Here is a 21,140-nt window from a genome sequence, read left to right as displayed (position 1 = left end):
GCCCCCACCGGCATGTCCTGCTCACAGCTCGCGGTGGACCTTGTAGTTGGAGGCCTGGGCGCGGGGGCGGACGACGAGGAGGTCGATGTTGACGTGCGCGGGGCGGGTGACGGCCCAGGCGATGGTGTCGGCGACGTCGTCGGCGGAGAGGGGCTCCGCGACGCCCGCGTAGACCTTGGCGGCCTTGTCGGCGTCGCCGCCGAAGCGGGTGACGGCGAACTCGTCGGTCTTCACCATGCCGGGCGCGATCTCGATGACGCGGACCGGGTCGCCGCACAGTTCGAGGCGGAGGGTCTCGGCGATGACGTGCGCGCCGTGCTTGGCGGCCACGTAGCCGCCGCCGCCCTCGTAGCTGCCCAGGCCGGCGGTGGAGGAGAGCACGACGACCGTGCCGTCGCCGCTGGAGGTGAGGGCCGGGAGCAGGGCCTGGGTGATGTTGAGGACGCCGAGCACGTTGACCTCGTACATCGCGCGCCAGTCGGCGGGGTCGGAGGTGGCGATGGTGTCGGCGCCGAGGGCGCCGCCCGCGTTGGCGACGAGGACGTCGCAGCGGTCGAGGGACGCGGCGAAGGCGTCCACGGCGGCGCGGTCGGTGACGTCCAGGGTGTGCGCGGCGGCCGAGTGGCCCGCGGCGGTGAGCTCCTTGGCGAGCGCTTCGAGGCGGTCGGCGCGGCGGGCCGTGAGCAGCACGTGGTAGCCGGCGGCGGCGAGCTTGCGGGCGGTCGCGGCACCGATGCCGCTGCTCGCCCCGGTGACCACTGCGGTACGGATGCTCATGTCACGGCGCCTTTCGACTGCGGGATGGCTTGCCCACCGAGCATAAGTGGCGGGTCGGTGGCGTCCGCCGTCCGGATCGGATCTTCATTAGCATCGTGACCATGGTGGTGCCCGGGTGTTCCGGCCGGGCCGGATCGTTCATGGAGGAATCAGTTCAGTGGTCGGCACGGGCACGGACGCCGCTTCGGCGCAGGTCGCGGAAGCGGGAGCGGGCCCGTCGCGGCGGCTGCTGTGGCCGGTGGGGGTCTGGCTGCTGACCCGGCTGGTGCTGGTGTCGGCGGCGCTGCGGCTCGGCCCGTTCAGCAGCAAGGACGGCCCGGACGTCTCGGTGTCGAAGGTGTACCGCGGCTGGTACGACGTGCTGAGTTCCGGCAGCTTCCCGCACGACGACGTGTCCTGGCAGTACCCGCCGGGCGCCGCGCTGCCGATTCTCGCCCCGCGGCTGGTGCCCTTCCTGGACTACTCGCACGCGTTCATCGTGCTGTGCGCGGTGTGCGACGCGGCGGTGCTGGCGGCGCTGGTGTACGCGGCCCGGTACCCGGACGGCCGGCGCAGTGTCGCCGGCCCGTGGATGTGGGTGGTGGGGCTGCCGCTGCTGAGCACGGTGCCGTGGAGCCGGTTCGACGTGATGGTGACGGCGGTCGCGGTGGGGGCGCTGCTGGCGGCCGGTACGCGGCGGGTGTGGGCGGACCGGGTGTTCGGGGTGCTGGTCGGGATCGGCGCGGTGGTGAAGGTGTGGCCGGTGCTGCTGCTCGTGGGCACGGCGCGCGGTCGGCGCACCCGGCACTCGTGGGTGGCGGCGGTGCTGTCGGCGCTGCTGGTGACGGTGGTCTTCCTGCTGGCGATGCCGGGCGCCCTGTCGTTCCTGACGTATCAGGGGGACCGCGGCATCGAGGTGGAGTCGCTCGGCGCGCTGCCGTTCCATCTGGCGCGGCACTTCGGCTGGTCGGGGCACTGGGCGCCGCATGACGGGTCGATGGAGTTCATCGGCCCGTATGTGCAGGTGGTGGCGCGGGTGAGTGCGGCCCTGACGGTCGTCGCGTTCGGCTGGCTGCTGTTGTGGCGGGTGCGGTCGCGGGCGGGGCGTACGGAGGTCTGGGTGCTGCCGGACGCGGCGCTGACGGCCGTTCTGCTGTTCGTGGTGACCAGCCGGGTGATCAGCCCGCAGTACATGGTGTGGCTGGTGGGTCTGGCCGCGGTGTGCCTGCTGCACCGGGCGACGACGCAGCGGCAGGTGGCGTGGCTGGTGCTGGGCGCGTGCGTGCTGACGACGGCGGTGTTCCCGTACCTGTTCCGGGATCTGCTCGGCGGCTCGGTCCCGGCGGCGCTGCTGCTGGCGGCGCGCGATCTGATCCTGCTGGGGGCGGCCGTGCTGTCCGCGGTGCGGCTGTGGCGGAACACGGTCCCGCTCCCGGCCCTCCCGCCCCCGGCCCCCGCCCCGCTCCTGCCTCCGCTCCCGTGAAGGATCAGCGGACCTTGAAGCCCTGTTCGGTGAGCCAGCGGAAGACGTCGGGGACCTGGGACTTCCAGACGGCGGTGCCGTGGCCGCCGGCGCCCTCCGCGATCTGGACCACCTTGACCTTCGTCGGCGTCTTCGCGGCCTTCCGCAGGGCCACCCCGTCCTGGTAGCCGTCGCCCGAGGCGCCGGAGATGTAGAGCGACGTGTGCGGCGGGTGTGCGGCGTGCTGCAGCATGTACAGCGGGTTGGCCTTCTCGCGCAGCACCGGGTCCTTGGCGGTGAGGGAGTCCTGTTCGGCGGCGGGGTTGTTGTAGCCGGACAGGCTGACACCGGCCGCGTAGCGGTCGGGGTGCTCGATGGCGAGGCGCGCGGCGCAGTGGGCGCCGGCGGAGTATCCGACGACGGCCCAGCCCGCGGCGTCGTTCTGGACGCGGAAGTTGTCGCTCACCATGCGGCGGACATCGACGCTCAGCCAGGTGTCGGCGTTGACCTTGCCGGGGATGTTGGCGCAGCCGGTGTCCTGGCCGCCGAGGAGTGTGGTGCGCGGTGAGACGAGGATGAACGGGGCGACCTTGCCGCTCTGCATCAGCGGCTTGAGCTGCGACTGGACCTTGAGGGTGCCGTACCAGGCCTTGGCGGAGCCGGGGTAGCCGGGGAGCATCTCGACGACCGGGAACTGCTTGTCCTTGAAGGCGGGGTCGTTGTACTGCGGCGGCAGCCAGACGTAGACCTCGCCCTGGACGCCGGACACCCGGCCCTTCAGGTCGGCCTGCTGGACGTCGCCCATGTTCGGGCCCTTGGCCTGCTGGAACTTCTGCTCGATCTTCGGCTCGCGCTTGGCCTGCGCCGCGCCGCCGTCGGGACCGAGGTCGGCGGTGGCCTGGACGTGGGTGCCGGTGCCGAGGAGGTCTTCCCAATTGTCGTACAGGTTGTTGGAGTTGTTCACGATCACGAAGACCATGAGCACCGACGTCACCTGGCAGAGCAGCAGCATGCCGAACCTGGCGGCGTGCCGTACGGCCCGGGGCCCGCGCAGCCGGCTCCACAGGGTGAGCGGCAGCGCCAGGGCGACCAGCACCAAGAGGATCGTGCACAGGAAGAAGGGGGTCCCCGTCAGGCTCATCAGAATTCTCGATTCCCAATCTTGGGCGCAGTGCCCCGGCCCAGCGTTCCGCCCGCGTGTGAGCCTCTCGCCATGACGAGACGGATTTCGGGCTGTCTGGGTTGCCCGGCTTCTCCCCGGTAATTGGGACGAGGGTCACTCCGGTCAGGGGCAACGGTCGCGGTGTGATCCACGGCACCTTGACGGGCCGGAACGGTGGGTAGGGATCCGGAATCTCAACAGGCGTAAGCGTCGCTTCGCCCTGTCGGGCCGGATGAAGAGGGGGACACCCCGTGAAACGTTGGCCCATGGCAGCGGTGGCCGTCCTGGTGCTGCTCCTCTTCGTCGGCTACGGCTCCCGGCCCGTTGTGTTCAGCGGACGGGGCGGCCCGGAGTTCCCGCACGGTTCGGCGGGGACGGCCGCGTCGGTCCTGACCGGCTCGCACGCGCCGTTCACGGAGCAGCGGACGACGCTGGCGGGCGGTACCAAGATCGGTATGACGACGTACCGGGGGAAGAAGTCCGGCTTCACGGGCAAGGTCTGGGTGTGGGCGCCCCCGCAGTACTACGACCCGAAGTACGCGAAGAGCGCGTTCCCGGTGCTGATCGCGCTGCCGGGCAGTTACGGCTATCCGTACAACTACTGGATCCGCGGCGACCTGGGGCTGCAGGAGGACGTGGCGCGGTGGACGGCGCAGGGCAGCAGCCTGCCGTTCATCATCGTCATGCCGGTGATGAATCCCGGGCCGCACTATCACGACTGCAGTGACATTCCGGGTCAGCAGAAGATGGGGACCTGGATGACGAGCGATGTCCCGGACCTGGTCCGGGCGAACTTCCGGACGTTCAAGGACCGTGACGGCTGGGCGTTCATGGGTTCGTCGTCGGGCGGTTTCTGCGCGCTGAAGAGCGTGCTCCAGCATCCGGAGACGTTCAAGGCGGCGATAGTGAGCGGCCCCGACATAGTGCCGGACTCGTCCCTGTGGCGCGATCACCTCAAGGAGAAGCAGGCGAACAACCCGCAGGCCCTGGCGCAGCGGCTGATCGACCGGCACGGGCCCGAGGTGTACCTCGCGTTCCAGGTGGGGACGAAGGAGAGCCGCGGGGAGCTGGCGAAGGTGAAGCAGTTCATCGCCGGCTACGGGCACGGCCCGGTCAGGACCCGCCTCCAGGTCATAGTGGGCGGCGGCCACGACGGGCTCTCCTACCTGCGGGGCATGGGGCAGGGCTCCATGAAGTGGATCAGCGACCACCTGCGGGCCCCGACACCGGCGGCGTGACGGCCCTGACCGACCCGACGCCGGCGGCGTGACAGCCCTGTCCGACCGGACAGGGCCGGGCGGTCGGCCTCAGCGCCGGAAGGCGAGGACGCGCCGGAGCAGTGCGGCGGCCCGCCAGTACGCGTCCAGGGCGAATCCGGCGGCGGCGGCGAGCGCCAGCACGGGCCGGGCGAACGGCGGAGCGGTGAGCTGACGACCGGTCGCCATCGTGCTGGATGTCGGAAATGTAGCCATATTTGGACGGTAGCGACTGGTCCGGCCCCTGTCGTGCCAGACGCACCCGAACCGCGCCAATGCATTCCGATGGACGTTACTCGCCGCGCGCGGCCAGATATGCCTTGGCTTTCACCAATACGGCCGCACGGGCGCCTGGGGGGTCCGCGTTGCGTGCGGCTGCTGGGGCAGCGGCGTCACCGGGGGCTCTGTGCTCACAGGACATGGTGACGTGGGCGGGCCCCCGGTGGTTGCCGGGTGTTACGTGGTGGGCGCCGCCGGGGTGGGGAGGAGGGTGCGCAGGTCGGCGATCTCGTAGCCGCGGGCGCGGACCGCGTCGATGATCAGCGGGAGGGCCAGCGCGTCGAGGATGGGGCCGCGGCCGTTCGGGTCGCCGACGTGCATCTGGATGATCTCGCCCGGCGTCAGGGACTTCAGGGCACGGTCGACGGCCTTCTGCACGGTCATGCCGCCCGCCGTGCCGAGGTAGCCGTTGGTGTCGTCGGTCCACTCGATGTTCGCGAAGCCCATCGCGTTGACCTCGGCGACCTGCTGCGCGTTGGTCTCGCCGTAGGGGAACCGGAAGAACGGCAGCGGCGCCGTCCCGATCGCCGTGCGCAGGGCCTGGTCGGCGAGCCGCACCTCGCGCTCCCGGCCCGCGCAGTCCAGGTCGCCGAAGTGCGGGTGGCTGTAGCTGTGGCTGGCGATGCCGTTGCCGGCCGCCGCCATCGACCGGGCCGCGGCCGGGTGGAGTTCGGCGAACTGGCCGGTGAGGAAGAACGTGGCCGTCGCCTTGGAGTCGTGCAGCACCTTCAGGACGGTGTCCAGGCCCGTCTCGTCCCACGCCGAGTTGAACGTGAGCGCGACCACCTTCCGCTCGGTGGGCATCGTGCGGATCGTCCGGCCGAGCAGGTTCGCCGGAGCGGGAAGCGAAGTCTTGCCGGTCGGGCATACGGCGGCTGCGGGCGCCGCGGCTGCCACGACGGCGAGCCGGTCGGGCCGGTCGGGGGGAGCCACGCCGGTCGCGGGGGCGGCGGCCGACGCGACGAGCGCGGCCATGGCGGCGACGGTGGTCAGCACCCGGCCGAGGATCCGGGGCGACTGTGAGCTCGGGAGAGCGGTGCGCTGGTTCATATCGCGGTCAGCGTAGGAGCGTCCGGCCCGGGGGACAGGACGGCACGAGCCTGGGCGCGTGTCGTTCGCCGGGGTGGCCCATCCCGGGGCACGCGGGGCCGATGCTGAGACGGTGATCAACGATCGGAACGCCCTGCCGGGCCGGCGGCTCCTCCTCGCGGCCGGGATGTCGCTGCTCTGTCCCGGCACCGTGACCGGGGCCGACGCCGCCACCGATGTACCAGGACCGGCGCCTGAGGTGGAACGGCTGGTGCGGGGCGGCCCGATGGCGCTGGCCCTCACCTTCGACGACGGTCCGAGCCCGATCTACACCCCACGGGTCCTCGCGGTCCTGCGCCGCTACCGCATCACCGCGACCTTCTTCATGCTCGGCGCCAACGCCGAGAGATACCCGTGGGTGGTGCGCCAGGTCGTCGAGGAGGGGCACGTGCTGGGCAACCACACGTGGTCCCACCCCACCCTCCGCCTCCTGACGGCGGCAACGGTCCGCGACGAGATCCAACGCACCAACGACGTACTCGCCCGCACCGGCGGCGGTCGGCCCCCGGCGCTCTTCCGTGCGCCCGGCGGCCGCTTCGTCCCCGCCGCCCTGCGAGCGTGCGCGGAGTTCGGACTCCGTCCGATCCGCTGGTCCATCGACACCGCCGACTGGACGAACCCCGGCGTCGACCGCATCGCCGACGCGGTGCTGAGCCGCGCCGGAACCGGATCGATCGTCCTGCACCACGACGGCTCCCTCAGCCGCTCCGCCGTCCCCGAGCACGAAGGCCGCGCCGACCGCTCCCAGACCATCGCGGCCCTGCGGTCCTATGTCCCGCAACTGCTCGACCGCGGCTACCGGTTCACGACCCCCGCCCGGCCGACTGATCCATTCGTGTGACTGTCCCGTCCTGGGCGTGAACTGCCGTGGAGCGGCGCACTACGTTGCTGGTCGAGGCATATGCGGATGGACTGGGACGAAGGGCGCGACGGGTATGGCTGCGACACCGGTTGACGGGATCCATGACGGTCGGCCGGGGAGGCGGCAGCTGCTGCGGGGGCTGGCGGGTGGCGTGGTCGCGGCGACCGCGCTCGGCCTCGCGGGGCGGAGTTCGGCGCGTGCCGACGTTCCGCCGGTACGACCGCACGGCGGGATGCCCCGTCCGGCGGTGACCGGGGCCTTCGCGGGTCATGAGATCAGGTCGTTGCCCATCACGGAGCAGAAGGCGGCGCTGACCATCGACTGCGGTGCGGGTACGCAGGGCGCCGAGGCGATCCTGCGGACGCTGTGGGCCCGGCGGGTGCCGGCGACGTTCTTCATGACCGGGCGCTTCGCCGCGGACAACCCGGCGTTGGCCCGGCACATCGCGGACCGCTACCCGGTGGGCAACCACTCCATGACGCACCCGGCGTTTCCCCACCTCACTCCTGAGCAGCGGGCCGAGGAGGTCCGGGCGGCGGCCGACGCGATCGAGACGGCCATCGGCAGGCCGTCCGAAGGGCTGTTCCGCTTCCCCTTCGGGCGCGCCACCCGGGAGTGCGTCAGGGAAGTGAACGCCGCCGGGTACGTCGCGGCCCACTGGAAGGTGGACACCCAGGGCTGGAAGGGCACCGTCGGAGGGGCGAGCACCGCGACGGTCGTCGACCGGACGCTGCACGATCTGCGCCCGGGGGCGATCGTCCTGATGCACCTCGGGGCCACCCCGGAGGACCACTCCGCGGTCGACGCCACCGCGCTGCCCGACCTCATCGACGCCATCAGGGCCCGCGACTACGGCTTCACCACCCTCCGCGGCCTGCTCACCGCCCGCTGACCACCCAGGCGCCCACCTCCCGCGCACCAGCCCCCCAGAAAGCGATCATGGGCCAGATCTCCCGCAGGACCCTGACCACGGCGGCCGCGGCCGCGGCGGTGACGGCCGGTTCCGTCACACTCGGCGCCGGCACCTCGCACGCCGCGTCCAGCGCCCCGACGCAAGTGCGGGACGGGCGCCGGGAGTTCCGCGGCATGTGGTTGACCACCGCCTTCAACCGCGACTGGCCGTCCCCGGGGCGGTCCCCGGCGGAGCAGCGGCGGGAGTTGACCGGGCTGCTGGACATCGCGGTGGAACGCCGGCTGAACGCGGTTGTGCTGCAGGTCAGAGGGCTGGCGGACGCGCTGTGGCCGTCACCGTACGAGCCGTGGGCGAAGTGCCTCACCGGGGTGCAGGGCCGCGATCCGGGCTGGGACCCGCTGGACTTCGCGGTGCGCGAAGCGCACCTGCGCGGGCTGGAGTTGCACGCCTGGTTCAACCCGTACCGGATCGCCACGAACCCCGACCCGGCCCGGCTGGCGGCGACCCACCCGGCCCGGCTACACCCCGAGTGGGTGGTGCCGTACGGCAAGGCGCTGTTCTACAACCCCGGGCTGCCGGAGGTCCGCCGCTTTGTCCAGGACGCGATGCTCGACGCCGTCGCCCGTTACGACGTGGACGGCCTGCACTGGGACGACTACTTCTACCCGTACCCGATCCCCGGGCAGACCTTCGACGACGACGCCGCGTACGCGCGGTACGGCGCGGACTTCCCCGACCGGGCCGCCTGGCGGCGCGACAACATCAACCTGCTGGTGCGCGAGACCGGGCAGCGGATCGAGGAGCTGAACCGGTCCCCGCTGAGCGGCGGTTCACCGCGCCTGCGACAGGCGCGCTTCGGCGTCAGCCCGTTCGCGATCTGGCGGAACCGGACGACGGATCCCGAGGGCTCCGACACCCAGGGCGCGGCCGAGTCCTACGACGGCATCTACGCCGATACGCGTACGTGGGTGCGGCGGGGGTGGATCGACTACATCGCGCCGATGGTCTACTGGCACATCGGGAACGATGTCGCCGACTATGCCCGGCTTGTCGCGTGGTGGGCGGAAACCTGCCGTGGCACGAACACGCATCTGTACATTGGTGAGGCTCTCTACAAATCGGGCGACCCGGCGCAGTTCAGCGCCTGGCAGGATCCGGCGGAACTCTCCCGGCATCTCGCTTTCGGCCACCGCTTCCCCGAGGTGCGTGGCAACATCTACTTCGCCGCGAAGGAAGTCGTCGCCGACCGGATCGGGGCCCTGCGGCGCGTGGTCGCCGACCACTACCCGACCCAAGTGCGCACCCCGCGCTGACCCTACGACGATGATCGCGCGGACCGGCTTCGAAGCGGTCCGCGCGATCGCCGGGTCACATCGGGCGGCCTGAACGACCGCGTCGAAGGCCGTGCTTACTCGACCGAGACGCTGTCGTCCGCGTGGACCGAGGCCTCCGCGCCGGGCGCGATGGTCGAGTCCTGGTTGTTGCCGTCGGCGCTGCAGTCCCAGCTGTCCCAGACCACGACGGTCTTGTCGGTGTTGTTCTTGACGATCATGTCGTCCGGCGTCTCCTCACCGTTGCTGGAGGAGTCGGGGGGCGTGAGGTTGAAGCAGCCCTTCGGGTCGACGTGGTCGACGCCGTTGATCGTCAGGGTGCCGGTGGCCGCCTGGGCGGAACCGGGGACCGCCACCATGAGCAGCGCGGCAGAGGCGAGAGCGCCCAGAACGGTAACCATGCGTGATCGCATTGTGACTCCCAGTTAGGGGAGTCGAACGTAGCGCGACCACGGACGCATATGCATCCCGAATGTGCCCCATTTGGGGGAGTGTCGGGAAACCGGGCGAAGTGCGACCCGTCAGGGCCAGACCAGGCAGTACAGCTGGTGGCCGGCCTCGTGGCAGCGGGACGCGAAGCCCTGCCATTCATGGAGCATCTGGTAGATGACGAAGGCATCTCGGGGGCCGCGGCGGTCCGGGACGGTGGACCAGATGAAGGCGGCGGCGCCGAGTTCTTCTTCGCCTGCCTTGCGGAGGGGTTCCACAACGCTCATGGGGAGCTTGACGACGGCGTAGTCCGGGTGGAGGACGACGAGTTCCAGCGGCGGGACCTTGGCCGGGGGTATGCCCTCGATGCCGGTGAGCACCATGGCGGCCATGGTCTCCGGCTTGACCTTGGTGTACATGCCGTTGCCGAGCTCGTCACCGCCGAGTTCCTCGGGGCGCATGGAGATCGGGACCCGGGCGGCTGTGGCGCCATCGGGTGCCCCGAAGTACTTGTAGGTCACCCCCACTCGGCCACCCCTGCTTCCACTCTCCGCGGCTGCTCTGCGATCGCGATCGGCGGACCGACGGCGCCTGCCGGTGGGGCGGGCGTGGTTGGGCTCATGGTCGCCCGTTCCCTCGCCCAGTTCGCCACCGCGCTGCATTTCACTACCCGACCATTCACAGACCCAACCGCGCAACCCGATCATCGTCTCAGATGCCGGGTCGAGACCTGCGCGCGCAACGCCCGGCGTTTGAGAGCATGTGCCTGTGAGCTATCCGTACGAAGCCCCAGTTTCGCAGGTTCTGTTCGACCGAGCTGCCGCCGTGACGCCCGGAGGTGTGAACTCCCCGGTCCGCGCCTTCCGCGCGGTGGGCGGTACGCCCCGGTTCATGGTGTCCGGGAAGGGTCCGTACCTCACGGACGCCGACGGCAGGGAGTACGTCGACCTCGTGTGCTCGTGGGGTCCGATGATCCTCGGCCACGCGCACCCCGAGGTGATCGGCGCCGTACAGGCGGCGGTGACGCGCGGTACGTCCTTCGGCACCCCCGGTGAGGGGGAGGTGCTGCTGGGCGAGGAGATCGTGGCGCGGATCGGCCCGGTGGAGCAGGTCCGCCTGGTGTCGTCCGGGACCGAGGCGACCATGTCGGCGATCAGGCTGGCGCGCGGTTTCACCGGCCGGGCCAAGGTGGTCAAGTTCGCTGGTTGCTACCACGGTCATGTGGACGCGCTGCTGGCGGCGGCCGGTTCCGGTGTCGCCACGTTCGGGTTGCCGGACACCCCCGGGGTGACGGGCGCGCAGGCCGGCGACACGATCGTGCTGCCGTACAACGATCTCGAGGCGGTGCGGGCGGCGTTCGCCGCGCACCCCGGCGAGATCGCGTGTGTGATCACCGAGGCGTCGCCCGGGAACATGGGCGTGGTGCCGCCGGCGGCCGGCTTCAACGCCGGGCTGAAGAGCCTGTGCGCGGAGAACGGCGCGCTCTACATCTCCGACGAGGTGATGACGGGCTTCCGCGTCTCGAAGGCCGGCTGGTTCGGGCTCGACGGTGTCGAACCCGACCTGATGACCTTCGGCAAGGTCATGGGCGGCGGCTTCCCGGCCGCCGCGTTCGGTGGCCGCGCGGACGTCATGGGCCATCTCGCACCGGCCGGGCCGGTCTACCAGGCGGGCACCCTGTCGGGTAACCCGGTGGCGACCGCGGCGGGCCTGGCCCAGCTGCGGCTCTGCGACGACGCGGTGTACGCGACCGTGGACGCGGTGTCCGAGCGGGTGTCGTCGCTGGTCAGCGAGGCGCTCACCAAGGAGGGCGTCGCGCACCGGCTGCAGAAGGCCGGGAACATGTTCTCGGTGTTCTTCACCGACGAGCAGGTGACCAACTACGACGAGGCGAAGCGGCAGCAGGCGTTCCGCTTCACCGGGTTCTTCCACTCGATGCTGGCGCAGGGCGTCTACCTGCCGCCGTCGGCCTTCGAGTCCTGGTTCGTTTCCGCGGCCCACGACGACGCGGCGATCGAGCGGATCGCCGCCGCGCTGCCGGCCGCGGCGCGCGCCGCGGCCGAGGCGACGGAATGAGCGGGGACGACGGAAAGATGAGCGGCATGACTGACGACACAGAGATCACCGTGGTCCACCTGATGCGGCACGGCGAGGTGGAGAACCCGTCGGGTGTGCTCTACGGGCGGCTGCCCGGCTACCACCTGTCCGAGCTGGGCCGGAAGATGGCCGACCGGGTCGGCGAGCACCTGGCGGGCCGCGACATCACGTACGTCGTGTCGTCCCCGCTGGAGCGGGCGCAGGAGACGGCGGCGCCGATCGCGGCCCCGCACGGGCTGGAGATCGCCTCGGACCCGCGGCTGATCGAGGCGGAAAACGTCTTCCAGGGCAAGACCTTCGGGGTCGGCGACGGGGCGCTGAAGAACCCGTCGAACTGGAAGCACCTCACCAACCCGTTCAAGCCGAGCTGGGGTGAGCCGTACGTCGACCAGGTCGTGCGGATGATGGCGGCGCTCGGCGCGGCCCGGGACGCGGCGCGGGGGCACGAGGCGGTCTGCGTCAGCCACCAGCTGCCGATCTGGATCACCCGCAGCTTCGTCGAACGGCGCCGGCTGTGGCACGACCCGCGCAAGCGGCAGTGCACCCTCGCCAGTGTGACGAGTTTCACATACCAGGGCGACAAGATCGTGTCGGTCGGCTACGCGGAACCGGCCCGCGATCTGGTGCCCTCGCACCTGCTGGCGGGCGCGAAGCCGGTGAAGGGCGGCTCGAAGGGATTCGGGGCTTAGCGATCTCGCGGGCCGATCGGGAACGGGCCGGCGGCGCCGCGGCCTGGCCATCCGCCGGGTCGGCCTGTTGGATTGGCCGGGAAGGTCGATCCAATGGGTCAATCCGGTGTTCCTGAGGGCGCTTACGTGCGCCAATTGAGCTAACCGGTGGGATTTTTCTGACTTTTCGGTAACCGTACGGCTGTGACAGCCGTCATGGATGGTGGCCACCTTTTTCGTGATCGCCATCCATGAGGCCCGAGAAATGGGGATGTACATGCGCGCCATGACCCGTAGGAGTCTGCTCACCGCCACTGCCGGAGTCGCGGTCGGTGCGGCTGCTGCCGGATGCTCCTCGGGGGGCGACGGAGGCAAGACCGGCGGCAACGGGACCAAGCCGGGCGGGGCCACCGGCCAGAAGGAACCCGAGAAAACGGTTCAGCTGATCGGGGACGGCTCCACCGCGAACACCGGCCCCCAGCCGGGCCAGCCGAAGCCGGAGCGGATGGAGCCGGGCCAGACGCCGCCGCAGTTCGTGATCTTCTCGTGGGACGGCGCGGGCGAGGTCGGGAACGGCCTGTTCCCGCGCTTCCGCAAGCTCGCCAAGGACAACGGCGCGTCGATGACGTTCTTCCTGTCCGGGCTGTACCTGCTGCCCGAGTCGAAGAAGCGGCTCTACGACCCGCCGAACAACAACCTGGGCGCGTCCGACATCGGCTACCTCACCGACGAGCACGTCAAGATGACGCTGGACAACATCCGTGAGGCCTGGACCGAGGGCCACGAGATCGGCACGCACTTCAACGGGCACTTCTGCTCGGGCCGCGGCACCGTCGGGAACTGGACGCCGACCCAGTGGCAGAGCGAGATCGACCAGGCCAAGTCGTTCGTCAAGAACTGGAAGACCAACACCGGGCTGAAGGACGAGGCCCCGCTGCCGTTCGACTACGACAAGGAACTCGTCGGCGCCCGCACGCCGTGCCTGCTCGGCCAGGACAACCTGCTGCCGACCGCCCACAAGCTCGGCTGGCGCTACGACGCGAGCTCGCCGGGCGGCCGACAGGTTTGGCCCGAGAAGCGTGGCGGGCTCTGGGACCTGCCGCTGCAGCTCATCCCGTTCCCCGGCCACTCCTTCGAGGTCCTCTCAATGGACTACAACATGCTCGCGAACCAGTCGAAGAACGCCACCCAGAGCGACCCGAGCAACTACCCGGGCTGGCAGCGGCAGGCCGCCGCCTCGTACATCGCCGGCTTCCAGCGGGCCTACGAGACGAACCGCGCGCCCTTCTACATCGGCAACCACTTCGAGAAGTGGAACGGCGGCATCTACATGAACGCCGTCGAGGAGGCGTTCAAGCACATCGCGGGCCAGGAGAAGAAGGACGTCCGGCTGGTCTCCTTCCGGCAGTACGTGGACTGGCTCGACGCGCAGGACCCGAAGGTGCTCGGGAAGCTGCGCCGGCTGGACGTCGGGCAGAAGCCGGCGGGCGGCTGGAAGTCGTACCTCGCGCCGGAGGGCGCGGCCGGTACCCCCGGCTCCCCGACGACGGCCGCCACCAGCTAGGCGGTGCGCGCGGGGTCGGGGGGCGCGGCCGAGAGTGCGGCCGCTCCTGCTACCTGATCCTTACTTGGGGCAATTGCCGCTTTTGGCGTCGGTGTCGGGGGCGGGAAAGATCGCCGGACGACGCATGCGAAACTTTTCACATGAGTCCTACGCGTGCCCGCCGACGCCGCCCGCTCCGCAGTGCCGCGGCACTGGCAGGAGTCGCCGCGCTGGCGCTGGCGCTCTCGGCCTGTTCCAGCAGCGGCTCCGCCTCCGGCGGCAGCGGTACCAACTTCGTCGGCGGCTCGGGTGAGATCTCCCGGGTGGCCAAGGGCGACCGGCTCGCCGCCCCCGCCATCTCCGGGGAATCGGTCGACGGCAAGCAGTTGAACCTCGCCGACTACAAGGGCAAGGTCGTCGTCCTGAACGTCTGGGGCTCGTGGTGCGACCCCTGCCGCGCCGAGGCTCCGCACCTGGTCAAGGTGGCCAACGCCACCAAGGCCGAGGGCGTCGAGTTCCTCGGGATCAACATGCGCGACGCCACGAAGGTCAACGCGAACGGCTTCGAGACGCAGTTCGACATCCCGTACCCGAGCTTCTACGACCCGAACGGGAAGCTCATGCTGAAGTTCCCCAAGGGCAGCCTCAACCCGCAGGGCATCCCGAACACCCTGATCATCGACCGGGACGGCAGGATCGCCGTACGGATCCTCAAGGCCGTCGGCGAGGACAGCCTGCGCCAGGCGCTCGACCCGATCGTCGCGGAGAAGTGACGTGACCGAAACGGTCTCCTCCGGGGCGCTGCTCCTCGCGATCCCGATCGCGATGCTCGGCGGCCTGGTCTCCTTCTTCTCCCCGTGCGTCCTGCCGCTGGTGCCCGGCTACCTCTCCTACGTCACCGGCACGTCCGGCGCCGACCTGGCCGAGGCCAAGCGCGGCCGGATGGTCGCCGGCGCGTCGCTGTTCGTCCTCGGCTTCACCGCGGTCTTCGTCTCCGGCGGGGCGCTCTTCGGCTACTTCGGGCTGCGGCTGCAGGAGCACAAGGAGATCATTTCCCAGGTGCTCGGCGTCGCCACGATCCTCATGGGCCTCGCCTTCATGGGGATACTGGGCGGTCTGACCCAGCGTGATCTCCGCTTCCACCGCAAGCCCGCGATGGGGCTGGTCGGCGCGCCCCTGCTCGGCGTGCTCTTCGGCGTCGGCTGGGCGCCGTGCGTCGGCCCGACGCTGGGCGCCGTCCAGGCGCTGGCCTTCAACGAGGCCAGCGCGGGGCGCGGCGCGCTGCTCACCGTCTTCTACTGCGTGGGTCTCGGCCTGCCGTTCATCGTCGCCGCCGTGGCGTTCCGCCGCGTACTGGGCGCGTTCGGCTGGGTCAAGCGGCACTATGTGTGGGTCATGCGGCTCGGCGGCGGCATGCTCGTCGTCGTCGGCGTGCTGCTGCTCACCGGCGTATGGGACGACATGGTCTTCTCCCTGCAGACCTGGTCCACCAACTTCACCCCTGGGGTCTGATTCATGAGTACGGAATCCGGGCCGAAGGCCGCCCGCGGCGCCGAGGAGCGTGACGTCGAGGAGCGTGACGTCGAAGAACGCGACGCGGCGGGCGCGCAGCTGTCGACGGCGCCGGTCGAGGAACTCGGCCAGGTGGTGCCCGGCTCCTTCGGCGGTGTGCGCAGGCCCGGCTGGCGCGGCACGGTCGGCTGGACGCTGCGCGAGTGCTCCGGCTGGGTGCGCTGGACGTGGCGGCAGCTCACGTCGATGCGGATCGCCCTGATCCTGCTCTTCCTGCTGTCGATGGCCGCGATCCCCGGCTCGCTGGTCCCGCAGACCAGCGTCGACGAGGTCAAGGCGCAGGCGTGGAAGGACGTGCACCCCAACGCCACCCCGGTCTACGAGACGCTCGGGCTGTTCCACGTCTACAGCTCGCCGTGGTTCTCGGCGATCTACATCCTGCTGTTCATCTCGCTGGCGGGCTGCATCCTGCCGCGCAGCTGGCAGTTCGTCGGGCAGCTGCGCTCCCGGCCGCCGGCCGCGCCGCGCAATCTGACCCGGCTGCCGGCGTACACGACCTGGCGCACCGCGGCGGGTGAGGACGAGGTGCTGGACGCCGCGCAGAAGCTGATGCGCGGCCGCCGGTTCCGTACCCACCGGGTCGGCGGCGCGGTCGCGTCCGAGAAGGGCTTCCTGCGCGAGGCCGGCAACCTGATGTTCCACCTGGCGCTCTTCGGGCTGCTGATCTCCTTCGCGGTCGGTTCGCTGTGGAAGGGCGAGGGCGGCAAGCTGATCGTCGAGGGCGGCGGCTTCTCCAACAACCTCACGCAGTACGACGACTTCAAGCCCGGCACGTTCTACACCGCCGACGACCTGGACCCCTTCGGCTTCTCGCTGGACAGCTTCGAGGCCACCTACGCGCGGACCGGCCCGCAGAAGGGCACCCCGCGGACGTTCCGCGCCAACATCCACTACTGGAAGGGCGCGGACGGCAAGCCGGTCAAGTCCTCGATCGAGGTGAACAAGCCGCTGGAGATCGACGGTGAGACGGTCTACCTGATCGGGCACGGCTACGCGCCGGTCGTCACCGTGAAGGACGCCCGCGGCACCGTCGTCTACCAGGGGCCGACGCCGTTCCTGCCGAGTGACGGCAGCCTCACCTCGCGCGGCGTCGTGAAGGTCACCGACAACTACCGCGACAAGACGGGTGCCAAGGACCAGCTGGCGTTCAGCGGGATCTTCGCCCCGACGATGGTGATCGACGACATCCAGGGGCCGCACTCGGTCTTCCCCGCGCTCGACCGCCCCGCGCTGATCCTGACCGCGTACCACGGCGACCTGGGCATGGACAGCGGCCTGCCGCAGAACGTGTACCAGCTCAACGACAAGAAGATGAAGCAGTACAAGGCCGCGAACGGCCAGCCGCTCCGTCAGGTGCTGGCCGTCGGGCAGGTCCTGCAACTGCCGGACGGCGGCGGCTCCATCACCTTCGACGGCGTCAAGACCTGGGCCAGCTTCCAGGTCTCCCACCAGGTCGGCAACGGCTGGGCACTCGGCAGCGCGGTCGCCGCGATCCTGGGTCTGGCCGGCTCGCTGTTCATCCAGCGCCGCCGGGTGTGGATCCGGGCCACCCCGGGTGCGGACGGGGTGACCGTCGTGGAGCTGGCCGGACTCGGCCGCAGCGAGTCCGCGAAGATCGCCGACGAGCTCGGGGACCTCGCCTACCAGCTGCTGCCCGACGCGCCCCAGCTACCGGACCCCAGCGGCCCCGGCGGCGGCACAGCCACAGACCCCTCGGAAGAACCTCTCCTGCCAGACGAAGGAGCGCGCGCGTGACTATCGCGGCCGCGGTCAATGAGAACTTCGCGAACTACAGCAACTACCTGATCTACTCGGCCATGACGGTCTACACACTCGCCTTCCTCGCGCACATGGCCGAGTGGGTGTTCGGCAGCCGCAGCCGGGTCGCGATCACCGCGGCGGCGCTCACCGCACCCGCGGCGGCCCCCGCGATCGAGGTCGTCCAGCGCGGCGGCGGCACCGCCACCCTGGAGCGTCCCAAGGTCGTCACCCGCTCCACGGCGAGCGACCGCGGCATCCCGGACGGCCCCGGCGCCGCCGGCACCGACGCGGACGGCGACAAGTACGGGCGGATCGCGGTCTCGCTGACCGTGCTCGCCTTCGTCTTCCACCTGGCCGCCGTCGCGTGCCGCGCCGCCTCCGTGCAGCGGGTGCCGTGGGGCAACATGTACGAGTTCTCGACGACGTTCGGCATGGTCGCGGTCGGCATGTACCTGGCCCTGCTGGCGCTGAAGAAGCGGGTCCGCTGGATCGGGCTCTTCCTCGTCACCTCGGTGCTGCTGGACCTGGGCCTGGCCGTCGCGGTGCTCTACACCGACAGCGACCAGCTGGTCCCGGCGCTGCACTCGTACTGGCTGTGGATCCACGTCTCGTGCGCGATCATCTCCGGCGCGGTCTTCTACCTCGCGGCCGTCGGAACGTTCCTGTTCCTCTTCCGGGACTTCTACGAGGCGGCCCTGACCGCCGGCCGTGCGGTGAACCCGACCTGGGCCAACATCATGAACCGGCTGCCGTCCGCGGCGACGCTCGACAAGTTCGCGTACCGGATGAACGCGCTGGTCTTCCCGCTCTACACGTTCACCGTCATCGCGGGTTCGATCTGGGCGCAGGCCGCCTGGGGCCGGTACTGGGGCTGGGACCCCAAGGAGACCTGGTCGTTCATCACCTGGGTCGCGTACGCCTGCTACCTGCACGCCCGTGCGACCGCCGGCTGGAAGGGCCGCAAGGCCGCCGCGCTGGCGCTGGTCGCCTTCGCGTGCTTCATCTTCAACTACTACGGCGTGAACATCTTCATCACCGGCAAGCACTCGTACGCCGGGGTCTGACGCCGCAGGACGCGGGTCCGGCCGGCCGCTCCCCCCGGGGCGGTCCGGCCGGCGCTCAGCTGCCGGACGGCGGGGTGTCGTCCTTGAGGCCCTTGAGGAAGTCCGGGTTGTCGTCCGGCGCGACCCACTGCGAGCGGGCGGGCGCGCGGCGGCGGTTGCGGCCCGCGACGAGCCAGGCGATCGGTCCTACGAGGACCTCGCCGAAGAGCAGGATGATGATCACCCACACCACCTTCGGCAGTCCGCGGACCTCCTCCTCGGGAGTGTTCAGGCAGTCGATGAACGCGTAGATCCACAGCGCGAGCACCAGCAGGAACGGTAGATACCTGACCATGGCGGGTGAGCCCCCCTGAGCCGGAAGACGGGCCGCGACAGGGGCCCGGTGACGGATACAGGGTAGTGCGTGGCGGATACTGGACCCTATGGCTTACGACGATCTTCGATCCTTCCTGAGGGCCCTGGAGAAGGACGGCGACCTCAAGCGGATCAAGGCCGAGGTCGACCCGTATCTGGAGGTCGGCGAGATCACCGACCGCGTGAACAAGGCGGGCGGCCCGGCGCTGCTCTTCGAGAACGTGCGCGGGTCGTCGATGCCGCTCGCGATGAACGTGTTCGGGACCGACCGGCGGATGCTGAAGTCCCTCGGGCTGCAGGCGTACAGCGACATCAGCGACAAGATCGCCGGGCTGCTGAAGCCGGAGCTGCCGCACGGCTTCACCGGCGTGCGGGAGGCGTTCGGCAAGCTCGCCGGGATGACGCACGTGCCGCCGAAGAAGGTGAAGTCCGGCGACGCGCCCGTGCAGGAGGTCGTGCTGCGGGGCGACGACGTGGACCTGGACGCGCTGCCCGCGCTGTTCACCTGGCCGGAGGACGGCGGCTCGTTCTTCAACCTCGGGCTGACGCACACCAAGGACCCGGAGTCCGGGGTGCGCAACCTGGGGCTCTACCGGCTGCAGCGGCACGACCGGAACACCATCGGGATGCACTGGCAGATCCACAAGGACAGCCGCAACCACTACAAGGTGGCCGAGCGGCGCGGTGAGCGGCTGCCGGTCGCCATCGCCTTCGGCTGCCCGCCCGCGGTGACGTACGCGTCGACCGCGCCGCTGCCCGGCGACATCGACGAGTACCTGTTCGCGGGCTTCGTGCAGGGCAAGCGGGTGGAGATGGTGGACTGCAAGACCGTCCCGCTCCAGGTCCCGGCCAATGCCGAGGTCGTGCTGGAGGGCTGGCTGGAGCCCGGGAAGACGCTTCCCGAGGGGCCGTTCGGCGACCACACCGGCTTCTACACCCCGCAGGAGCCGTTCCCGGCGCTGACCATCGACTGTGTGACGATGCGGAAGCGGCCGCTGCTGCAGTCGATCGTGGTGGGCCGGCCGCCGACGGAGGACGGTCCGCTGGGCCGGGCCACCGAGCGGTTCTTCCTGCCGCTGCTGAAGATCATCGTGCCGGACATCGTGGACTACCACCTGCCGGAGGCGGGCGGCTTCCACAACTGCGCGATCGTCTCGATCGACAAGAAGTACCCGAAGCACGCCCAGAAGACGATGCACGCGATCTGGGGCGCGCACATGATGTCGCTGACGAAGCTGATCATCATCGTGGACGCCGACTGCGATGTGCACGACCTGCACGAGGTCGCCTGGCGCGCACTGGGCAACACCGACTACGGCCGCGACCTGACGGTCGTCGAAGGGCCGGTCGACCACCTCGATCACGCCTCCTACCAGCAGTTCTGGGGCGGCAAGGCGGGTATCGACGCGACTCGTAAGCTCCCCGAGGAGGGGTACACGCGCGACGGCGGCTGGCCCGAGATGGTGGTCTCCGATCCGGAGACGGCCGCCAAGGTCGACCGGCGCTGGAAGGAGTACGGCCTCTCGTGACCACGGATTCCGCAACCCCGGACCTCTTCGCGCCGGAGCCCGCGCCGCCCGGCAGGATCAGGGCGTTCCTGCGGCTCGTCATGATCGAGCACTCGATCTTCGCGCTGCCCTTCGCCTACATCGCCGCGCTCAGCGCGATGTTCGCCCTGGACGGCTCCGTCCACTGGTGGCGGCTCGTCCTCATCACCGTGGCGATGGTGGGGCTGCGCACCTTCGCGATGGCGTGCAACCGGATCATCGACCGGGAGATCGACGCCCGCAATCCGCGGACCGCCCAGCGCGAACTGGTCACCGGGGCGGTGTCGGTGCGCTCCGCGTGGACCGGTGCGCTGGTGGCCGTGGTCATCTTCCTGGGCGCCGCGGCGCTGCTCAATCCGCTGTGCCTGGCGCTGGCGCCGATCGCCGTCATCCCGATGGTGGTCTACCCGTACGGCAAGCGGTTCACGAACTTCCCGCACGCGATCCTCGGCCTCGCGCAGGCGATGGGCCCGGTCGGCGCGTGGCTCGCGGTCACCGGCGAGTGGTCGTGGCACGCGGTGATCCTCGGACTGGCCGTCGGGGTGTGGATCGGCGGCTTCGACCTCATCTTCGGGTCCCAGGACGTCGCCGCCGACCGGGCGGACGGCGTGAAGTCCGTCCCGGCCCGCTTCGGCGTCGCCGCCGCCCTGTACGGGGCGCGCGGCTGCCATGTCGTCACGACGGTCCTGCTGGCCTGGTACGGGGTCGCCACCGGCGCGGGGGCGTTCTGGTGGGTGGGTCTGACGATCGTCGCGGGTGCGTTCCTGTACGAGCACTCGATCGTGCGGCCGAACGATCTGAGCCGGCTGAACCGGGCGTTCTTCCAGGTGAACGGGTTCATCGGCATCGCGCTGTTCGTGTGCGCGCTGCTGGACCTCGCGGTCCGCGGGCTCGGTATCTGAGCACACACCCGACAGCACGGCCCGGCCCCGGTATCCGAGAGGGATACCGGGGCCGGGCCGTTTGCTATGACGACTACGACTGCTGCCGCGTGC

21 protein-coding genes are annotated in these 21,140 nt (G+C 70.4%); 14 read left to right on the top strand and 7 right to left on the bottom strand.

What is annotated here, in order from left to right; all coding sequences use genetic code 11:
• Positions 1 to 21: 21 nt before the first annotated feature.
• Positions 22 to 777, bottom strand: coding sequence for an SDR family NAD(P)-dependent oxidoreductase (locus LNW73_RS13705; protein ID WP_250990088.1), 756 nt, complete (start codon positions 775 to 777; stop codon positions 22 to 24).
• 157 nt (positions 778 to 934) lie between these two features.
• Between LNW73_RS13705 and LNW73_RS13700 the strand changes: the two genes are divergently transcribed.
• Positions 935 to 2,239 (top strand): glycosyltransferase 87 family protein, encoded by a 1,305-nt coding sequence (locus LNW73_RS13700; protein WP_250990087.1) that lies wholly within the window; start codon positions 935 to 937, stop codon positions 2,237 to 2,239.
• A gap of 4 nt (positions 2,240 to 2,243) precedes the next feature.
• Here LNW73_RS13700 and LNW73_RS13695 read toward each other — a convergent pair whose 3' ends face one another.
• Positions 2,244 to 3,359 (bottom strand): alpha/beta hydrolase, encoded by a 1,116-nt coding sequence (locus LNW73_RS13695; protein ID WP_250977151.1) that lies wholly within the window; start codon positions 3,357 to 3,359, stop codon positions 2,244 to 2,246.
• Positions 3,360 to 3,631: 272 nt separating this feature from the next.
• Here LNW73_RS13695 and LNW73_RS13690 point away from each other — a divergent pair, with 272 nt between their 5' ends.
• Positions 3,632 to 4,618 (top strand): alpha/beta hydrolase, encoded by a 987-nt coding sequence (locus tag LNW73_RS13690; protein WP_250990086.1) that lies wholly within the window; start codon positions 3,632 to 3,634, stop codon positions 4,616 to 4,618.
• Positions 4,619 to 4,687: 69 nt separating this feature from the next.
• Here the strand turns inward: LNW73_RS13690 and LNW73_RS13685 are convergent, their stop codons facing one another.
• Positions 4,688 to 4,852, bottom strand: a complete 165-nt coding sequence (locus LNW73_RS13685; RefSeq protein WP_250977153.1) for a hypothetical protein — start codon at positions 4,850 to 4,852, stop codon at positions 4,688 to 4,690.
• Between the two features lie 240 nt (positions 4,853 to 5,092).
• Positions 5,093 to 5,965 (bottom strand): polysaccharide deacetylase family protein, encoded by an 873-nt coding sequence (locus tag LNW73_RS13680; protein ID WP_250990085.1) that lies wholly within the window; start codon positions 5,963 to 5,965, stop codon positions 5,093 to 5,095.
• A gap of 112 nt (positions 5,966 to 6,077) precedes the next feature.
• Between LNW73_RS13680 and LNW73_RS13675 the strand changes: the two genes are divergently transcribed.
• From LNW73_RS13675 to LNW73_RS13665, 3 genes are all read left to right on the top strand, one after another.
• Positions 6,078 to 6,845: a polysaccharide deacetylase family protein gene (locus LNW73_RS13675; protein WP_250990084.1), complete on the top strand. Its 768-nt coding sequence runs from the start codon at positions 6,078 to 6,080 to the stop codon at positions 6,843 to 6,845.
• A gap of 94 nt (positions 6,846 to 6,939) precedes the next feature.
• A complete protein-coding gene (locus LNW73_RS13670) occupies positions 6,940 to 7,758 on the top strand; it encodes a polysaccharide deacetylase family protein (RefSeq protein ID WP_250990083.1) in 819 nt (272 codons plus the stop codon).
• Between the two features lie 47 nt (positions 7,759 to 7,805).
• On the top strand, positions 7,806 to 9,092 hold the full coding sequence (locus tag LNW73_RS13665) for a glycoside hydrolase family 10 protein (protein ID WP_250990082.1): 1,287 nt from the start codon (positions 7,806 to 7,808) through the stop codon (positions 9,090 to 9,092).
• Between the two features lie 95 nt (positions 9,093 to 9,187).
• Here the strand turns inward: LNW73_RS13665 and LNW73_RS13660 are convergent, their stop codons facing one another.
• Together LNW73_RS13660 and LNW73_RS13655 are read right to left on the bottom strand one after the other, a co-directional pair.
• Entirely contained in the window at positions 9,188 to 9,511 is a 324-nt protein-coding gene (locus LNW73_RS13660) for a hypothetical protein (protein WP_250990081.1), read from the bottom strand.
• A gap of 120 nt (positions 9,512 to 9,631) precedes the next feature.
• Positions 9,632 to 10,201 carry a hypothetical protein gene (locus LNW73_RS13655; RefSeq protein WP_250977157.1) on the bottom strand — a complete coding sequence of 190 codons (570 nt, stop codon included), beginning with the start codon at positions 10,199 to 10,201 and terminating at the stop codon, positions 9,632 to 9,634.
• 106 nt (positions 10,202 to 10,307) lie between these two features.
• Between LNW73_RS13655 and hemL the strand changes: the two genes are divergently transcribed.
• The 7 genes from hemL to ccsB all read left to right on the top strand — a co-directional run bounded on the left by hemL (position 10,308) and on the right by ccsB (position 18,244).
• A complete protein-coding gene (hemL, locus tag LNW73_RS13650) occupies positions 10,308 to 11,615 on the top strand; it encodes a glutamate-1-semialdehyde 2,1-aminomutase (protein WP_250977158.1) in 1,308 nt (435 codons plus the stop codon).
• Between the two features lie 26 nt (positions 11,616 to 11,641).
• Complete coding sequence (locus LNW73_RS13645) at positions 11,642 to 12,325, top strand: histidine phosphatase family protein (RefSeq protein WP_250977159.1); 684 nt, start codon at positions 11,642 to 11,644, stop codon at positions 12,323 to 12,325.
• A gap of 256 nt (positions 12,326 to 12,581) precedes the next feature.
• Positions 12,582 to 13,868 carry a hypothetical protein gene (locus tag LNW73_RS13640; protein WP_250992909.1) on the top strand — a complete coding sequence of 429 codons (1,287 nt, stop codon included), beginning with the start codon at positions 12,582 to 12,584 and terminating at the stop codon, positions 13,866 to 13,868.
• A gap of 140 nt (positions 13,869 to 14,008) precedes the next feature.
• A complete protein-coding gene (locus tag LNW73_RS13635; protein WP_250977160.1) occupies positions 14,009 to 14,620 on the top strand; it encodes a TlpA family protein disulfide reductase in 612 nt (203 codons plus the stop codon).
• A gap of 1 nt (position 14,621) precedes the next feature.
• Positions 14,622 to 15,359: a cytochrome c biogenesis CcdA family protein gene (locus LNW73_RS13630; protein ID WP_441349478.1), complete on the top strand. Its 738-nt coding sequence runs from the start codon at positions 14,622 to 14,624 to the stop codon at positions 15,357 to 15,359.
• Positions 15,360 to 15,362: 3 nt separating this feature from the next.
• Positions 15,363 to 17,174, top strand: coding sequence for a cytochrome c biogenesis protein ResB (gene resB, locus LNW73_RS13625; RefSeq protein WP_250990080.1), 1,812 nt, complete (start codon positions 15,363 to 15,365; stop codon positions 17,172 to 17,174).
• Positions 17,171 to 18,244 carry a c-type cytochrome biogenesis protein CcsB gene (ccsB, locus tag LNW73_RS13620; RefSeq protein ID WP_250990079.1) on the top strand — a complete coding sequence of 358 codons (1,074 nt, stop codon included), beginning with the start codon at positions 17,171 to 17,173 and terminating at the stop codon, positions 18,242 to 18,244. Before resB ends, ccsB begins: the two co-directional genes overlap by 4 nt.
• 55 nt (positions 18,245 to 18,299) lie before the next feature.
• Here ccsB and LNW73_RS13615 read toward each other — a convergent pair whose 3' ends face one another.
• Positions 18,300 to 18,578, bottom strand: coding sequence for a PLD nuclease N-terminal domain-containing protein (locus tag LNW73_RS13615; protein ID WP_250990078.1), 279 nt, complete (start codon positions 18,576 to 18,578; stop codon positions 18,300 to 18,302).
• An 88-nt stretch (positions 18,579 to 18,666) separates the two neighbouring features.
• Between LNW73_RS13615 and LNW73_RS13610 the strand changes: the two genes are divergently transcribed.
• Together LNW73_RS13610 and mqnP are read left to right on the top strand one after the other, a co-directional pair.
• Entirely contained in the window at positions 18,667 to 20,127 is a 1,461-nt protein-coding gene (locus LNW73_RS13610; RefSeq protein WP_138355154.1) for a menaquinone biosynthesis decarboxylase, read from the top strand.
• On the top strand, positions 20,124 to 21,047 hold the full coding sequence (mqnP, locus tag LNW73_RS13605) for a menaquinone biosynthesis prenyltransferase MqnP (RefSeq protein ID WP_250977164.1): 924 nt from the start codon (positions 20,124 to 20,126) through the stop codon (positions 21,045 to 21,047). Before LNW73_RS13610 ends, mqnP begins: the two co-directional genes overlap by 4 nt.
• The last annotated feature ends 93 nt before the right edge of the window (positions 21,048 to 21,140 follow it).

This window comes from Streptomyces sp. RKAG337 (genome assembly GCF_023701715.1).
Taxonomy (GTDB): domain Bacteria; phylum Actinomycetota; class Actinomycetes; order Streptomycetales; family Streptomycetaceae; genus Actinacidiphila.
The sequence above is the reverse complement of the archived record's forward strand: the minus strand, read 5'-3'. Positions and strand labels throughout refer to the sequence as shown.

Bases quoted from the DNA above. Each gene is read 5' to 3' on its own strand.
- LNW73_RS13660 (WP_250990081.1), bottom strand. From the start codon at position 9,511: ATGGTTACCGTTCTGGGCGCTCTCGCCTCTGCCGCGCTGCTCATGGTG.
- resB (WP_250990080.1), top strand. From the start codon at position 15,363: ATGAGTACGGAATCCGGGCCGAAGGCCGCCCGCGGCGCCGAGGAGCGT.
- LNW73_RS13665 (WP_250990082.1), top strand. From the start codon at position 7,806: ATGGGCCAGATCTCCCGCAGGACCCTGACCACGGCGGCCGCGGCCGCG.
- LNW73_RS13615 (WP_250990078.1), bottom strand. From the start codon at position 18,578: ATGGTCAGGTATCTACCGTTCCTGCTGGTGCTCGCGCTGTGGATCTAC.
- LNW73_RS13670 (WP_250990083.1), top strand. From the start codon at position 6,940: ATGGCTGCGACACCGGTTGACGGGATCCATGACGGTCGGCCGGGGAGG.
- LNW73_RS13640 (WP_250992909.1), top strand. From the start codon at position 12,582: ATGCGCGCCATGACCCGTAGGAGTCTGCTCACCGCCACTGCCGGAGTC.
- LNW73_RS13695 (WP_250977151.1), bottom strand. From the start codon at position 3,359: ATGAGCCTGACGGGGACCCCCTTCTTCCTGTGCACGATCCTCTTGGTG.
- LNW73_RS13705 (WP_250990088.1), bottom strand. From the start codon at position 777: ATGAGCATCCGTACCGCAGTGGTCACCGGGGCGAGCAGCGGCATCGGT.
- LNW73_RS13610 (WP_138355154.1), top strand. From the start codon at position 18,667: ATGGCTTACGACGATCTTCGATCCTTCCTGAGGGCCCTGGAGAAGGAC.
- LNW73_RS13680 (WP_250990085.1), bottom strand. From the start codon at position 5,965: ATGAACCAGCGCACCGCTCTCCCGAGCTCACAGTCGCCCCGGATCCTC.
- LNW73_RS13685 (WP_250977153.1), bottom strand. From the start codon at position 4,852: ATGGCTACATTTCCGACATCCAGCACGATGGCGACCGGTCGTCAGCTC.
- LNW73_RS13645 (WP_250977159.1), top strand. From the start codon at position 11,642: ATGACTGACGACACAGAGATCACCGTGGTCCACCTGATGCGGCACGGC.
- LNW73_RS13635 (WP_250977160.1), top strand. From the start codon at position 14,009: ATGAGTCCTACGCGTGCCCGCCGACGCCGCCCGCTCCGCAGTGCCGCG.
- LNW73_RS13655 (WP_250977157.1), bottom strand. From the start codon at position 10,201: ATGCAGCGCGGTGGCGAACTGGGCGAGGGAACGGGCGACCATGAGCCC.